This window comes from Frondihabitans sp. PhB161 (assembly GCF_003814635.1).
Taxonomy (GTDB): domain Bacteria; phylum Actinomycetota; class Actinomycetes; order Actinomycetales; family Microbacteriaceae; genus Frondihabitans.
In genome coordinates this window covers 16,726-31,754 of record NZ_RKQW01000001.1, presented here as the reverse complement: position 1 = coordinate 31,754, position 15,029 = coordinate 16,726, and the positions used below count along the sequence as shown (strand labels likewise).

The following is a 15,029-nucleotide window of genomic DNA, read 5'->3' as shown; positions in this document are numbered from 1 at the left end:
TTCCGGACGGTGGCTATCAGCGCCGCCTCTTCCCCGCGCGCTCGCCGACACTCTGCCTCGGCCGCCTGACCAGCGATCGCCTCCGCAGCACCATCCGCGCCCGCGTGGCGCCGTTCACGTGACCTCCTTCACGGTCACGCCCATCACATCGCAACTTTCAGGATCGCCGCGTCGACCCTGCCCCACGACTTGGATCCTTCATGTCTCAGCATCCCCCTCCCACGAACACGAACACGAACACGAACACGAAGACGAACACGAACACGAACAAGAGCACCGGCAACACCACGAGCACCGACACGGCCGACCGCCTCTCGACGTTCGGAACGCTGAAGCGCCTCTATCCCTTCGTCAAGCCCGCCTTCCCCCGCATCGTCCTCGGCATGGTGGCCGCGCTTCTGGCCTCCGTCGTCGCCCTGCTGATCCCGTTCGTGCTCCAGCAGCTCGTCGACGGACCGCTGTCGAGCGGTGATTCACGGCAGGTGTGGCCGGCGTTCTGGATCGTCCTCGGGCTCGGCGTCGTCGAGGCGGTCATGATCATGGGCCGTCGCTGGCTGGTGCTCACGCCGAGCACGCACGTCGAGACGAGCATGCGCAACGGCCTCTACAAGAAGCTCCAAGACCTGCCCGTGGCCTTCCACGACCGGTGGCAGAGCGGCCAGTTGCTCAGCCGTTCGGTCAGCGACCTCAGCCTCATCCGCCGGTGGCTCGCGTTCGGAATCGTTCTGCTGATCGTCAACTTCTTGACGATCGTCGTCGGCTTCGTGGTGCTGTTCTTCTACAGCTGGCTGCTCGGCCTGATCTTCGTGGTCGCGTCGATTCCGATTTGGGTCGTCGGCCTGCGGTTCGAGAACCGCTACTCGGTCATCGCGCGACGGAGCCAAGACCAGGTCGGCGACCTCGCGACGAGCGTCGAAGAGTCGGTGCACGGCATCCGGGTGCTCAAGGCGTTCGGTCGCGGCAAGCATTCGCTGCGCGACTTCGCGAAGCGTGCCGAAGAGCTGCGCGGAACCGAGATCGAGAAGTCGAGGGCGATCGCACAACTGTGGCTGTGGCTGCTGCTCGTGCCCGACGTGGCGTTCGCGCTGTGTCTGCTGGCGGGCATCTGGCTGGCCTCCGAAGGTCAGTTGACGGTCGGCGAGCTCTTCGCGTTCTTCGCTACGGCGACCGTGCTGCGCTTTCCGGTCGAGTCGATCGGGTTCCTCCTGTCGATGACGTTCGATACCCGCACAGCGGTCGACCGCTTCTTCGAGGTGCTCGACAGCGTCAACACGGTGACCGACCCGGTCGAGCCGAAGACGATAACGAACCCCCGCGGTCACCTCGAGTTCCGGGCGACGCACTTCCGCTACCAAGACAGCCCGGCGCAGTTCGCCGACCTCGTCGACGGCGTCGATCTCGAGCTCCAGCCGGGTGAGACGATGGCCCTGGTCGGGCTCACAGGATCCGGCAAGACCACGCTCCTGGCTCTCGTGCCGCGCCTGTACGACGTCACCGGCGGCGAAGTGCTGCTCGACGGTGTCGACGTGCGCGATCTGACGCGCGAAGAGCTCCGCCGCCACATCGGCATGGCCTTCGAAGACGCGACGCTGTTCAGCACCACGGTGCGCGACAACGTGCTGCTCGGACGACCCGACCTGTCGGGCGACGAGGCCGACCGGGTGATGCGCGAGGCCCTCGACATCGCTCAGGCCGGGTTCGTGCACGATCTGCCCGAGGGTGTCGACACGACCGTCGGCGAAGAGGGGCTCAGCCTCTCGGGAGGGCAGCGTCAGCGCCTCGCCCTGGCCCGGGCCATCGCGGCGCGGCCGTCGGTGCTGGTGCTCGACGACCCGCTGTCGGCGCTCGACGTCGACACCGAGGCCCGCGTCGAGGCGGGGCTCCGGCGGGTCCTCTCCGAGACGACGTCACTGATCGTGGCGCACCGCCCGTCGACCGTGAACCTCGCGGATCGCGTGGCGCTCCTCGAAAACGGACGCGTCACCGCGGTCGGTCGGCACTCCGACCTGATCGCCACCAACGACCACTACCGCTATGTGATCTCGTCGCTCGACGACGACGATCGGACCACCCGAGAGGACGTGCTGGCGTGAGCACCACTGCAAGCACCCAGGGCGTCAAGGGCGAAGAGCGCAACGACTTCACGCGTGACGAGAGCAGGCGACTGCAGTTGCGTTCGCGGCGTCTCCTCGGATCCTTGTTGTCCCCTTTGAAGCGCAGGATCCTCGTCACCGCGATCATCGTGGTGCTCTCGACCGCTGCCCAGGTCGCCGGACCCACCCTCATCGCGTACGGCATCGACAACGCGCTGCCGGCGCTGCTCGACGATCAGAACTGGGCTCCGACCTTCGTCGTGGTCGGCCTGTATCTGGTGACCGGCATCATCGGCGCCGTCATGATGGCGCAGTACACGGTGCTCTTCGCCCGGATCAGCCAGAGCGTGCTGTTCGACCTGCGCAAGCGGCTCTTCTTGCACACGCAGCGACTCAGCCTGGAGTTCCACGAGAGCTACACGTCGGGTCGGATCATCTCGCGCCAGACGAGCGACCTCGACTCGATCCGCGAGCTGTTCGACTCGGGTATCAACCAGCTGGTGCAGGGTCTGCTGTACATGGTCTTCACGGCCATCGCGCTCGTCAGTCTCGATGCTCCGTCGGGGTTGATCCTCGGGGTGGCGCTGATTCCGCTGTTCGCCCTCACCCGGTGGTTCCAGGTGCGGTCGCAGCGACTGTTCCGTGCCACCCGCACGACCAGTGCGCGCGTGATCGTGCACTTCGTCGAGACGATGACGGGCATTCGTGCCGTGCAGGCGTTCCGCAAGGAGAAGCGCAACGAAGACACCTACGGCGAGTACGTCGAGAGCTACCGGCAGGCCAACGCGAAGGTCTTCCGCCTGTTCGGAACGTTCGACCCCGGCCTCGTGATGATCGGCAACGCGACCCTCGCCGCGGTCGTGCTGTTCGGCGGGTTCCGCGTCATCGACGGTTCGCTCGAGATCGGCGCGCTGCTGGCCGTCGCCCTCTACGCGAAACGCTTCTTCGATCCGGCCGAGGAGCTGGCGATGTTCTACAACGGCTACCAGTCGGCGTCGGCCGCGCTCGAGAAGATCTCGGGCGTGCTCGAGGAGGAGCCGAGTGTGCCCGATCCGGTGCGCCCGACCGACCTCTACGACGCGAAGGGCGCCGTCGACTTCGACGACGTCGAGTTCGCGTACAACAGCGACGCGGTCGTGCTTCCCGAGTTCGACCTGCACGTGCCGGCCGGCCAGACCATCGCCCTCGTCGGATCGACCGGCGCCGGCAAGTCGACACTCGCGAAGCTGATCGCGCGCTTCTACGACCCCTCGCGCGGCAGCATTCGACTCGACGGCGTCGACCTGCGCAACCTGCACCCGAAAGACCTGCGCCGGGCGATCGTCATGGTCACCCAGGAGGCGTATCTCTTCTCGGGATCCGTCGCCGACAACATCGCGCTCGGCAAGCCCGACGCGACGCGCGAGGAGATCGAGCGGTCCGCGCGGGCGGTCGGCGCGCACGAGTTCATCATGGCGCTGCCGGACGGCTACGACACCGACGTGAACAAGCGCGGCGGTCGTGTCTCAGCGGGTCAGCGTCAGCTGCTCTCGTTCGCGCGGGCGTTCATCGCCGACCCGGCGGTGCTGATTCTCGACGAGGCGACGGCGTCGCTCGACATTCCGTCGGAGCGGCTCGTGCAAGAGGCGCTGCAGACGCTGCTGAGCGACCGGACAGCGCTGATCATCGCGCACCGGCTCTCGACGGTCGCGATCGCCGACCGGGTGCTCGTGATGGAGTACGGACGCATCGTCGAAGACGGCACGCCCGATGACCTCATCGCTGGGACGGGTCGCTTCGCGCAGTTGCACGCGGCGTGGCGGGAGTCGCTGGTCTGAGCGCCGACACCACGTTTCGGGGAGGGCACCGTCTTTCGGCGGTGCTTGGCCCGAAACGTGGTGCCACGAGCGCTCGCGGCTCAGGGGCGCCACTCGGCAGCGTCGAGATCGACGCGCCAGGTGCCCGTGCGGCTCCAGCGGAGCGGCGTGCCCTCGACGCGGTACATCTCGAGGGCGCGCTGTTCGTGGCCTTCGGGTGGATGACCCGACGCGCGGATCACCCGCCACCACGGCAGGTCGCGGCCGGCCTGGGCCATCACTTTGCCGACGCCGCGTGAGGAGCGAGAGCCGAGCAGTGCCGCGACCCCGCCGTAGCTGAGCGCGCACCCGGCGGGAATGGACTCGACGACTGCGACAACGCGGGAGACCCAGTCGTCGGCGTCTGCCGGACTCGCGAGGTCGGCGCCGGGCTCGGACGAACGCATGGAACGCTGCGGCTCAGGCGTCGTCGGGGCTCAGGCCTCGTCGTCGTGCGGCGACGGCGCGATGGTCAGTGCGGCCAGGTGCTCGCCGTAGGGGGTCTCGCCGATCACTTCGAAGCCGACGTGCGTGAAGAAGCTCTCGGGGCCGTCGTCGCCGGGCTCGTAGATGACGGTGAGTCGCTCGAAGCCCCGGTTGCGCGCCTCGGTGGCCAGCGAGTGCACGGCGAAGCGGCCCACCCCCTGGCCCTGCGCGTCGGCCGACACGTTGATGCGCCAGATGCAGCTGCGGAGCTCTTCGTGATCGTTGTCGGGGTCGAACTGCCCCATGATGAAGCCGACCACCTCGTCGCCGTCGAGCACGACGCGCGGCCACGCCGACGTCGGGTTGACGTAGGCCTCGGCGATGGAGTGCGACACGGGCGCCACGTACTGCTCTTGGCCCGGCTTGAGGGTCAGGGTATTGGCCGCGACGATGGTCTTGGCCGACAGCTCTTCGAGGCGGAGGTCACTCATGTGCCCAGGCTAGCGTGCGGCTCCGGGGTGCAACAGGATCCCTTCGGCCCTTGTGGAGAACCCTTGGTCAGCCGGATGACCGCTACTCTCGACGCCATGCGAACCGGCACAAACCTCCCGGCGATCGGCGGCTACAACCAGGCCGTCGTGCTCGACGCGATCCGGCGCGCATCCGAGGGGCTGAGTCGGGTCGAGCTGGCCGTGCAGACGGGGCTCAGCGCCCAGACGATCGGGAACGTGTCGAGGCGCCTCCTCGAGGCGGGCCTCGTGCGCGAGACGGGCAAGATCGTCAACGGCCCGGGCAAGCCGCGCACCATCCTGCAGCTCGAAGCTCGCGGCAGCTACGCGGTCGGCGTCCATATCGACCCGGCCGTCATCACCTACGTCGTCCTCGATCTGCGCGGGGTCGTCGTGTCGCACTCCCGCACCCGCACGCCCTCCGCGTCGGAGCCCGTTCAGCTGATCGACCTGATGGCGCGCTCGATCGACCGGTTGATCGGCGACTCGGGCGTGGATCCTCGGCTCGTGATCGGTGTCGGAATCGCCTCGCCCGGCCCCATCGACGCGGAGCAGGGCATCGTCCTCGACCCGCCGATGCTGCCGCTCTGGCGTCATGTGCCGCTTCGGGCAGCACTCAGCGAGGCGACGGGGTTGCCGGTGCTGCTCGAGAAAGACGTCACGGCCGCCGCGGTCGCCGAGCTCTGGTTCTCGACGGCCTCCGAGCGCGCCAATTTCGCGTTCGTCTACTACGGGACCGGATTCGGCACCGGGCTGGTCGTCGGGCGCGACGTCGTCCGGGGCTCGAGCTCGAATGCCGGCGACGCGGGGCACATCACGGTCGATCCCGCGGGGGCGATCTGCGTGTGCGGGCGGGCCGGCTGCGTGGGCGACCTCATCACGCCGCGCGCGCTGGTGTGCCAGGCGGTCGAGGCGGGACTGCTTCCCGCGCTCGACGACGGCGCCGACATGGAGACGGTCAGCGGGGCCTTCCACCGGCTCGCGGCCATCGCGGGCGGTGCTCCCGTCGACGTGACCGAAATCGAAGGATCCGGCCCGGCCGATGCCCAGGCGACGCCGTCCTCCGCTCAGCGTGACTCCGCTCGGCGCATCCTCCACGGGGCCGGGCTGCACCTCGCCCGGGCGATCGTCGTGCTGGTCAACCTGCTGGACCTCGACGAGCTCGTCTTCGGAGGCCCGTTCTGGGACGAGATCGGCGATGTCGTGCTCGAGGTGCTTCCCGAGGCGGTGGAGCAGTCGGCCGCGCTCATCCCGCGGCGCGGGCTCGGGTTCGTCGGTTCGGCGATCGGCGAAGACGTCGCCGCTGTCGGTGCCGCGTGCCTGGTGCTCGACCATGCATTCTCGCCGCGGCCGTCGGGGATGCTGATCTCGGTCTGACCCGCTCGCGGCTCGCGGTACGACGTCGAATTCGAAGGAGATTCGCGTGGGTGACCCCGTCGGATCCTTAATTTCTCGTCGCCCGGCGCCGGTTTCTCCTTCGAATTTGCACGAGCGGCGACGGCACAAGCGAACGCAGGATCCCAACCGGAGCGTTACGAAAATGAGTCTTGACAGAGGTTAGTAAAGACGATTGAGTAATGCCGAGCGGATCGGCGGAGTTGCCGAGACGGCGTCTTATGGAGCAAGGGAGCACCATGATGAGCAGCACCGGCACCACCACTTCTCGCAGGGGGCGGCGAGCCGCCCGCATCCTCGCCATCGCGGCCACCGTCATGACTACAGCTTTGGTCGCGACCGGGTGCAGCGCCGGCGGCGGTGGCGATTCGAACACGATCAAGATCGCGTACCAAAAGTTCGGCACGTTCACGCAGCTCGACGCCCACCTCAAAGAGGTGAAGAAGACGTTCGAAAAGGCCAACCCCGGCATGACGGTGCAGCTCGAGCCGATCGCCGCCCAGAACGACGACTACTACACGAAGCTCGCCCTGATGGAGCGCGCGCCCTCGACGGCCCCCGACGTCATCTACGAAGACACGTTCAAGGTGAAGGCGGACGCCGAGGCCGGCTACCTGCTGCCCCTCGACAAGTACACCGCGAAGTGGGCCGATTGGAGCAAGTTCTACGACAACGCCAAAGAGGCGGGCGTCGGCACCGACGGCAAGACCTACGGGATCCCGATGGGCACCGACACCAGGGCCCTCTGGTACAACAAAGACCTCTTCAAGAAGGCCGGTCTGACCGTGCCGTGGGAGCCCAAGACCTGGGACGACGTGCTGAGTGCGGCCAAGACGATCAAGTCGAAGCTGCCCGACGTCGTGCCGCTCAACGTCTACTCGGGCAAGCCGCAGGGCGAGGGCTCGACCATGCAGGGCTTCGAGATGCTCCTGTACGGCACCCCGAACGGCACCCTCTACGACGACGCGTCGAAGAAGTGGATCACCGGGTCGTCGAACTTCACCGACTCGCTCGGCTTCATCAAAGACGTCTACCAGGGCGGAGTGGGCCCGACACCCGAGCAGGCCCTCGACACCAACATCTCGACCGTCGTCGGCGGCGAGTGGCTGCCCAAGGGCAAGCTCGCCATCGACCTCGACGGCTCGTGGCTCAGTGGCACCTGGCTCTCGACGGGCACGAACCCGTGGCCCGAGTGGAGCAAGGTCATGGGCCAGGTCGGAATGCCGACCCAGAACGGCGAGGCTCCCGGCGTGAACAGCATGTCGGGCGGCTGGACCCTCGCGGTCGGCGCGACCAGCAAGAACCCCGACAAGGCGTTCGACTTCATCGCCGACGCACTCGATAAAGACGGCTCGATGTCGTACGACATCGCCGCCAGCCAGATCGCGGTGCGCAGCGACGTCGCGACCGACCCCGACTACGCCGACTCGAACCCGAGCTTTAAGTTCTTCTCGTCGCTCGTGAAAGACACGCACTTCCGACCCGCGACCACCGACTACAGCCAGATCTCGAACCAGATCACCGTGGCGATGGAAGCGGTCATGACGGGCCAGCAGACGCCCGAGGAAGCCGCGAAGGCCTACGACACCGCCCTCACCGGCATCGTCGGCGCCGACAAGACGGTCTCGAAGTAGGGCTGATGGCAACGATCGCGCCGACCCCTCTCGGCAAAGACACTGATCCGGCCGGAGGTCGGGGCTCCAGCGGCACACCGTCGCAGGGGCCCCGGCCGGGGTCGGCGCGAGCGCGGAACATCCGCACCGCCGGTCGCACGATCCCCCTCGTGCCATCGATGGTGCTCCTGGCGCTGTTCCTGCTCGGGCCCATCGTCTCGTCGTTCTATGGGTCACTGACCAACGCCTCGCTCACCGGGGCCGCGGCGCAGAAGTCGTCATTCATCGGGCTCGACAACTACGTCAAGCTCTTCAACTCACCCGACTTCCCCAAGTCGATCGTGCTGACCCTGGTGTTCCTGTTCGCGTCGGCGGTCATCGGCCAGAACGTCCTGGGTCTCGGCCTCGCCCTCCTGATGCGTTCGGCGAACCCCGTCGTCCGCTCGCTCGTCGGCACGTTCGTCGTCGCGGCCTGGGTGCTGCCCGAGATCGTCGCCGCGTTCGCCGCGTACGCGTTCTTCAATCAGACGGGCACTCTCAACACGGTGCTCGCGTGGTTCGGCATCGAGGGCGCGAACTGGCTCTACACGTTCCCGATGATCGCCGTGATCCTGGCGAACATCTGGCGCGGCACGGCCTTCTCGATGCTGGTCTACGCGGCGGCCGTGCAAGAGGTGCCGCCCGAGATCACCGAGTCGGCCGAGGTCGACGGAGCGGGCGGATTCAAGCGCCTCGTCTACATCACGCTGCCCGTGATCCGACGCAGCATCTCGACCAACCTGATGCTGACGACGCTGCAGACCCTGTCGGTCTTCACGCTCATCTTCGTGATGACGGGAGGCGGGCCCGGCACCAACAGCTCGACCCTGCCGATCCTCGCCTACCAGGAGGCGTTCAAGTTCTCGCAACTCGGCTTCGGAACCGCGATCGCGACGATCATGCTGCTCATCGGCGCGATCTTCTCGATCGTCTACATCCGGGCCCTCAAGCCGGAGGTCGACTGACCATGGCCATGACCTCTCCCAGCGGCCGCAACCTGCGGTTCGTCTCGAACGGCGTGCTCGTCATCATCGCCGTCTGCTTCGCCGTGCCACTCGTCTGGCTCGTGCTGGCCTCGTTCGACTCCTCGGCGACGCTGTCGGTGAAGATCCCGACCGAGTTCACCCTGGAGAACTTCCAGAAGGTGCTGACGCCCGACATCTCGTTCATTCCGCTGATGAACAGCCTCATCCTGTCGGGCGGGTGCGCGATCGTGACGGTCGTCGTGGCGATCCTCGCGGCGTACCCGCTGTCGCGCTACCGGATGAGGATCAACAAGCCGTTCCTGTACGGGATCCTGTTCGGCACCTGCCTGCCGATCACCGCGATCATGGTGCCCGTCTACAGCCTGTTCGTGTCGCTCAACCTGATCGACTCGGTGGCCGGCACCGTGTTCTTCCTCGCCGCCTCCAGCCTGCCGATGGCGATCTGGATGTCGAAGAACTTCATGGACTCCGTGCCGATCTCGCTCGAGGAGGCCGCCTGGACCGACGGCGCCTCGATGTTCACCACCCTGACCCGGGTGGTCGTGCCGCTGATGCGACCGGGCATCGCAGTCGTCTTCATCTTCGTGTTCATCCAGGCCTGGGGAAACTTCTTCGTTCCCTTCATCCTGCTGCTGAGCCCGGGCAACCAGCCGGCCGCCGTGAGCATCTTCAACTTCTTCGGGCAGTACGGCTCCGTCGCCTACGGGCAGCTCGCCGCCTTCTCGCTCGTCTACTCGGTGCCGGTGATCGCCCTGTATGTCTTCATCTCGCGCGTGCTCGGTGGCTCGAACGCACTGGCCGGTGCCGTGAAGGGGTAGGCCGGTAGGCAGAACCCCTCGATCCCGTTCCACCTCTCGCCCTCGCGTCGCCCCTCCGGCGGCCGCGAATTCTGCAAGGAGCACCACCCCATGCACGACAACTCTGCCTCCGTCGAAGTCCGCGTCGACCGTTTCGTCTTGGAGCGGCTCATCCCGGCCCTGTACCGCCGCTCCCACCACCTCACCGTCGAGGCGTGGGACGTCCCCGACGAACCCGTGCCATTCGCCGAGGCGGTGGCGCAGGAATTCACGCCCTTCGCCGTCGGCACCCCGTGGAGCAAGCCGTGGGGGACCACCTGGTTCCACGTGACCGGCGAGGTGCCCGCGGGGTGGGGCAGCGCCGGAACGGCTCTCGAGCTCCTCGTCGACCTGGGGTTCAGCACGCGGCAGCCCGGCTTCCAGGCGGAAGGCCTCGTCTTCCGCCCGGACGGAACCATCGTCAAGGCGATCGAGCCCTACAACGGCTACGTGCCGATCGACGTCGCCCCCGGCGACCGTCTCGACTTCTACATCGAGGCGGCGTCGAACCCCGATGTCGGCGGCAACTTCTTCTACATTCCGACGCCCCTCGGCGACAAGGCGACCGCCGGCACCGAGTCGATCTACACGCTGCGGCAGATCGACCTCGTCGAACGCGACGTCGACGTGTACGAGCTGGAGCGCGACGTGTGGAGCCTGCTCGGTCTGATGCGCGAGCTCGAGCCCACCCTGCCGCGTCGCGCCGAAATCCTGCGGGCCCTCGAGCGGGTCTGCGACGTGGTCGACCCCGACGACGTCGCCTCCACCGCGGGCCGGGGTCGAGCGGAACTCGAGGCGGTTCTCGCCTCGCCGGCCTACGCCAGCGCGCACGCCATCACAGCCGTCGGCCACGCGCACATCGACTCGGCCTGGCTCTGGCCGACCCGCGAAACCGTCCGCAAGTGCGCGCGCACGTTCTCGAACGTGCTGCAGCTGATGGACGTCGACCCCGACTTCGTCTTCGCCTGCTCGAGTGCCCAGCAGTTCTCCTGGATGAAGCAGTTCTACCCCGAGCTCTTCGAGCGCATCCGCGAGCGAGTCGCCGAGGGCCGCTTCGTGCCGGTCGGCGGCATGTGGGTCGAGAGCGACACCAACATGCCGGGCGGCGAGGCGCTCGTGCGTCAGTTCGTGCACGGCAAGGGCTTCTTCCTCCGCGAGTTCGGCTACGAGCCGAAAGAGGTCTGGCTGCCCGACTCGTTCGGCTACACGGCCGCGCTGCCCCAGATCGTCAGGGCGTCAGGATCCGACTCCTTCCTCACGCAGAAGATCTCCTGGAACGACACCAACAGGATGCCCCACCACTCGTTCCTCTGGGAGGGAATCGACGGGTCGCAGGTCTTCACGCACTTCCCGCCGAGCGACACCTACAACTCCGACCTCGCGGCCTCCGATCTGGCCCGCGCCCAGAGGCAGTACGCCGAGAAGGGCGCGTCGAACATCTCGATGGGCCTCTTCGGCTGGGGCGACGGCGGCGGCGGGCCGACCCGCGAGATGCTCGCCGCAGCCAAGCGCACTCACGACCTCGAGGGATCGCCCAAGGTGACGATCGGCTCGCCCCAGCAGTTCTTCGACGAGGCCAAGGCGACGCTGCCCCACCCGTCGGTCTGGTCGGGCGAGATGTACCTCGAACTGCACCGCGGCACCTACACGTCGCAGGCGAACACCAAGCAGGGCACCCGGGTCAGCGAGCACCTGCTCCGCGAAGCCGAGCTCTGGAGTGCGACAGCCGCCGCCCGCGGCCTGCTCGACTACCCCTACGACGAGCTGACCGATGTCTGGCAGACCGTGCTGCTGCAGCAGTTCCACGACATCCTGCCCGGTTCGTCGATCGCCTGGGTGCACCAGCAGGCCGAAGAGAACTACGCCCGCATCGCGGGGGAGCTCGAGACGCTCATCGGAGCGGCGCAGCGCGCGCTCGCCGGGTCGGGCGACACCGAGCTCGTCTTCAACGCGAGCCCCGTGGCCGCGGGGGAGGTGGCGCCGCTCGGCGCCGGTGCGGACGGACGCGCGCGCACCGTGCGCCCGGTCGAGACGAGCGACGGGATCACCCTCGAGAACGGGCTGGTGAGCGTGCGACTGGACGCCGCCGGATCCTTGGTGTCGGTCCGTCACCTGGCCTCCGGCCGCGAGCTCGTCGCCCCCGGCGAGGTGGCCGCGCGCCTGCAGATCTTCCGCGACACCCCGAACCAGTGGGATGCGTGGGACATCGACCGCCACTACAAGAACAACCGGTTCGAACTCGACACCCCCGACTCGGTCTCGATCGCGGGCGACGTCGTCGAGGTCGTGCACACGCACGGACAGTCGACGTTCACCCAGCGCTACTGGCTCGTCGAGGGCGAGGCGGCCGTGCAGCTCGAGACCGAGATCGACTGGCACGAGACCGAGAAGCTCCTGAAGCTCGCATTCCCGCTCGACGTGCGGGCCGAGCAGGCGTCGTCCGAGATCCAGTTCGGCCACATCAACCGGCCGACCGCCGTCAACACGTCGTGGGACTACGCCCGCTTCGAGACGATCGCGCACCGCTGGGTGCACGTCGGTGAACCCGGCTTCGGTATCGCGGTGGCGAACGGCTCGACGTACGGCCACGACATCACCCGCTCGACTCGCGACGACGGTGGCACGACCACGCTGGTGCGCGAGTCGCTGCTGCGGGCCCCGCGGTTCCCCGACCCCGAGGCCGACCAGGGCGTGCACGTGCTGCGGACCGCGCTCGCCGTGGCCGACACGGTTCTCGATGCGGCCGCCTACGGCTACCGCCTGAACCTGCCGGCGCGAACCATTTCGGGCGCAGGATCCGACGGCGTGGCCCCCATCCTCACTGTCTCGTCGCCGGCGGTGCTCGTCGAGTCGGTCAAACTCGCCGAGGACCGCTCGGGCGACCTGATCGTGCGCCTGTACGAGGCCCAGGGCGGTCGCGCGCGGGCGACGATCGGGCTCGGCGTGCCGGTGGCGTCGGCGTGGACCACCGACCTGATCGAGCGGGAGCTTTCGGACGATGCCGCCGCGAGGTGGGGTGCCCACGACGCCATCGAGCTGGAGCTTCGGCCGTTCCAGATCGTTACGCTCCGGGTGAAGGTGGGCTAGGCCCTCGCTTGCGGCATAGACCCGCTTCTGCGGCATAGACCCGCACGACCGGCCTCGACACCTGCCCTAGGCGGGATGTTTACGCCGGCCGTGCGGGTCTGAGCCGATCAGGCGGGTCTGTGCCGATCACACGGTCCAGCGTGCGACCGATCAGGCGGGCCGGCACTCCGCCAGCGCCGGGATGTCGACCACGCCGCCGACGATGTAGTGATGCGGCCCCTCCGTGAGGGCCTCCCGCGACAGCGCCCCGGTGAGCACGCCGACCGAGATCGCCCCGGCATTGCGCGCGGCCTGCAGGTCGACGAGAGTGTCGCCAGCGGCGAGCACGCGCGCGACGTCGTGCACTCCGGTGAGCTCCATCGCGTGGTGGATCAGGTACGGCGCCGGGCGCCCGGCGGCGACGTCCGAGGTCGTTACAACCGCGTCGACGGTGGTGGAGGACGAGATCGGAGCCGCAGGATCCTCGGCCACCGTCCATCCGAGCGATGTCAGCAGCCCCTCGACGACCGGCCGATCGAACCCGGTCGAGAGTGCCACCCGGATGCCGCGGGTGCGCAGCGAAGCGAGAGCCTCGGGCACGCCGTCGAAGGCGGTCGGCGGGTCGGTGCGGTAGGCCTCGGCGAGGGCGACCTTGAATGCGGCGAATCGGCTCGCGACCAGCTCGTCGGTGGGGGAGATACCGCCGAGATCGAGGAGGGCGGTGATCGCCTGCACCTTGTCGGTGCCCATCCACGCCTGCAGGTCGCTGTCCGAGAGGGTCGCGCCGGCTCCGGTGACGGCCTCCGAGAGCGCACGGTAGACGGCGCCCCCGTCGTCGATGGTGGTTCCCGCCATGTCAAAGACTGCCAATTCGATCATCCTCCGAGCGTAGGTGGGGCCGAAAACCCGAGGGCGACGGTCAAGCCGTTGGTCGCCGAGAGTTCGCAAGCCATTCACCGAGCCAGCGTGTCCCCGTAACGGGGGACGGCAACCATGGCCCCCGATCGACCTGCGGATTCCCCCCGTCCGGCACCACGGACCACCGCAGGCGTCCTGGAGGAAACACAGTGCAGACATCGTTCTCGAAGCCGGCGAAGCGCATCGTCGCCGGACTTGCGTTCTCCGCGGCCGTGGCCATCGTGCTGACCGGCTGCTCGACGGGTTCGAGCGCCGGCGGAAACGCCAGCGACTCGAAAGCCGCCACCGCCACCAGCGCCGCCGACTTGGGCGGCATGGACGCCCTCGTCAAGGCCGCCAACGCCGAGGGTGCGCTCAACGTCATCACGCTGCCCCCGTCGTGGGCCAACTACGGCAAGATCATCGCCGGCTTCGAGAAGAAGTACCCCGACATCAAGATCACCTCGGCGAACCCGAACGGCTCGTCGGCTGACGAGGTTGCCGCGGCGAAGTCGCTCAAGGGCCAGTCGACCGCCCCCGACGTGTTCGACCTCGGCACGGCCGTGCTCAACGAGAACACCGACCTGCTCGCGAAGTACAAGGTCTCGAACTGGTCGGACATCCCCGCCGACTTCAAAGACGCCGACGGCACCTGGTACTACGACTACACCGGCCTCATGTCGGTCGGCTACGACTCCAGCGTCATCAAGACGGCCCCGACGTCGATCACCGACCTGCTCTCGTCGGACTACAAGAACAAGGTCTCGATCAAGGGCGACCCGACGCAGGCCAACGAGGCCGCCTCGGCCGTCTACCTCGCGGCCCTCGGCAACGGCGGCTCGGCCGACAACATCCAGCCCGGCATCGACTTCTTCAAGAAGCTGAAGGGCGACGGCAACTTCAACTCGACGCTGCCCACCCAGGCCACGGTCAACTCGGGTGAGACTCCCGTTGTGATCCAGTGGAGCTACAACAACCTCGCGTGGGGCCCTGCCGGAGGATCCGCCGGCAACCCGAACTGGAAGACGGTCGTGCTCCCGGGTACCGCCCTCGGCTCGTACTACAACCAGGCCATCAACAAGGACGCACCGCACCCCGCTGCGGCGCGCCTCTGGGAGGAGTACCTCTACAGCCCCGAGGTGCAGAACCTGTACCTGGCCGCCGGCGCGTACCCCGCGACCCTCGCCGCCATGGAGAAGGCCGGCACCGTCGACAAGGACACGCTGAAGACCGTCGGCGAGGCGCCCAGCGACTTCGTCCAGCTCACCAGCGACCAGGCCACGGCCGCAGCCAAGCTCCTGACCGCCGGCTGGGCCAAGGCAGTCAACTAGTAC

Annotated in this window: 11 protein-coding genes; 8 read left to right on the top strand and 3 right to left on the bottom strand. The window is 67.8% G+C overall.

Annotated elements, in window-relative coordinates; genetic code table 11:
* Positions 1-200 precede the first annotated feature (200 nt).
* Both EDF39_RS00135 and EDF39_RS00130 read left to right on the top strand, forming a co-directional pair.
* Positions 201-2,093: an ABC transporter ATP-binding protein gene (locus EDF39_RS00135; protein WP_123939518.1), complete on the top strand. Its 1,893-nt coding sequence runs from the start codon at positions 201-203 to the stop codon at positions 2,091-2,093.
* A complete protein-coding gene (locus EDF39_RS00130) occupies positions 2,090-3,910 on the top strand; it encodes an ABC transporter ATP-binding protein (protein WP_055965133.1) in 1,821 nt (606 codons plus the stop codon). The genes EDF39_RS00135 and EDF39_RS00130 overlap by 4 nt, the downstream gene beginning before the upstream one ends.
* A gap of 80 nt (positions 3,911-3,990) precedes the next feature.
* Here EDF39_RS00130 and EDF39_RS00125 read toward each other — a convergent pair whose 3' ends face one another.
* Both EDF39_RS00125 and EDF39_RS00120 read right to left on the bottom strand, forming a co-directional pair.
* Positions 3,991-4,335, bottom strand: coding sequence for an MGMT family protein (locus tag EDF39_RS00125; protein ID WP_123939516.1), 345 nt, complete (start codon positions 4,333-4,335; stop codon positions 3,991-3,993).
* Positions 4,336-4,365: 30 nt separating this feature from the next.
* Positions 4,366-4,845, bottom strand: coding sequence for an N-acetyltransferase (locus EDF39_RS00120; RefSeq protein WP_055965141.1), 480 nt, complete (start codon positions 4,843-4,845; stop codon positions 4,366-4,368).
* A gap of 96 nt (positions 4,846-4,941) precedes the next feature.
* Between EDF39_RS00120 and EDF39_RS00115 the strand changes: the two genes are divergently transcribed.
* The 5 genes from EDF39_RS00115 (at position 4,942) to EDF39_RS00095 (ending at position 12,819) form a co-directional block, all read left to right on the top strand.
* Entirely contained in the window at positions 4,942-6,240 is a 1,299-nt protein-coding gene (locus tag EDF39_RS00115; protein WP_123939514.1) for an ROK family transcriptional regulator, read from the top strand.
* Between the two features lie 260 nt (positions 6,241-6,500).
* Positions 6,501-7,892, top strand: coding sequence for an extracellular solute-binding protein (locus EDF39_RS00110; protein WP_370275165.1), 1,392 nt, complete (start codon positions 6,501-6,503; stop codon positions 7,890-7,892).
* Between the two features lie 5 nt (positions 7,893-7,897).
* Entirely contained in the window at positions 7,898-8,875 is a 978-nt protein-coding gene (locus EDF39_RS00105; protein WP_123939510.1) for a carbohydrate ABC transporter permease, read from the top strand.
* Between the two features lie 2 nt (positions 8,876-8,877).
* A complete protein-coding gene (locus EDF39_RS00100; RefSeq protein WP_055965146.1) occupies positions 8,878-9,714 on the top strand; it encodes a carbohydrate ABC transporter permease in 837 nt (278 codons plus the stop codon).
* A gap of 90 nt (positions 9,715-9,804) precedes the next feature.
* On the top strand, positions 9,805-12,819 hold the full coding sequence (locus tag EDF39_RS00095; protein WP_123939508.1) for a glycoside hydrolase family 38 C-terminal domain-containing protein: 3,015 nt from the start codon (positions 9,805-9,807) through the stop codon (positions 12,817-12,819).
* Between the two features lie 150 nt (positions 12,820-12,969).
* Here EDF39_RS00095 and EDF39_RS00090 read toward each other — a convergent pair whose 3' ends face one another.
* Positions 12,970-13,677, bottom strand: a complete 708-nt coding sequence (locus EDF39_RS00090) for a phosphonatase-like hydrolase (RefSeq protein WP_123939506.1) — start codon at positions 13,675-13,677, stop codon at positions 12,970-12,972.
* Between the two features lie 188 nt (positions 13,678-13,865).
* Between EDF39_RS00090 and EDF39_RS00085 the strand changes: the two genes are divergently transcribed.
* Entirely contained in the window at positions 13,866-15,026 is a 1,161-nt protein-coding gene (locus EDF39_RS00085) for an ABC transporter substrate-binding protein (RefSeq protein ID WP_199726110.1), read from the top strand.
* The last annotated feature ends 3 nt before the right edge of the window (positions 15,027-15,029 follow it).

Bases quoted from the DNA above. Each gene is read 5' to 3' on its own strand.
- EDF39_RS00115 (WP_123939514.1), top strand. From the start codon at position 4,942: ATGCGAACCGGCACAAACCTCCCGGCGATCGGCGGCTACAACCAGGCC.
- EDF39_RS00110 (WP_370275165.1), top strand. From the start codon at position 6,501: ATGAGCAGCACCGGCACCACCACTTCTCGCAGGGGGCGGCGAGCCGCC.
- EDF39_RS00105 (WP_123939510.1), top strand. From the start codon at position 7,898: ATGGCAACGATCGCGCCGACCCCTCTCGGCAAAGACACTGATCCGGCC.
- EDF39_RS00095 (WP_123939508.1), top strand. From the start codon at position 9,805: ATGCACGACAACTCTGCCTCCGTCGAAGTCCGCGTCGACCGTTTCGTC.
- EDF39_RS00135 (WP_123939518.1), top strand. From the start codon at position 201: ATGTCTCAGCATCCCCCTCCCACGAACACGAACACGAACACGAACACG.
- EDF39_RS00100 (WP_055965146.1), top strand. From the start codon at position 8,878: ATGGCCATGACCTCTCCCAGCGGCCGCAACCTGCGGTTCGTCTCGAAC.
- EDF39_RS00125 (WP_123939516.1), bottom strand. From the start codon at position 4,335: ATGCGTTCGTCCGAGCCCGGCGCCGACCTCGCGAGTCCGGCAGACGCC.
- EDF39_RS00090 (WP_123939506.1), bottom strand. From the start codon at position 13,677: ATGATCGAATTGGCAGTCTTTGACATGGCGGGAACCACCATCGACGAC.
- EDF39_RS00120 (WP_055965141.1), bottom strand. From the start codon at position 4,845: ATGAGTGACCTCCGCCTCGAAGAGCTGTCGGCCAAGACCATCGTCGCG.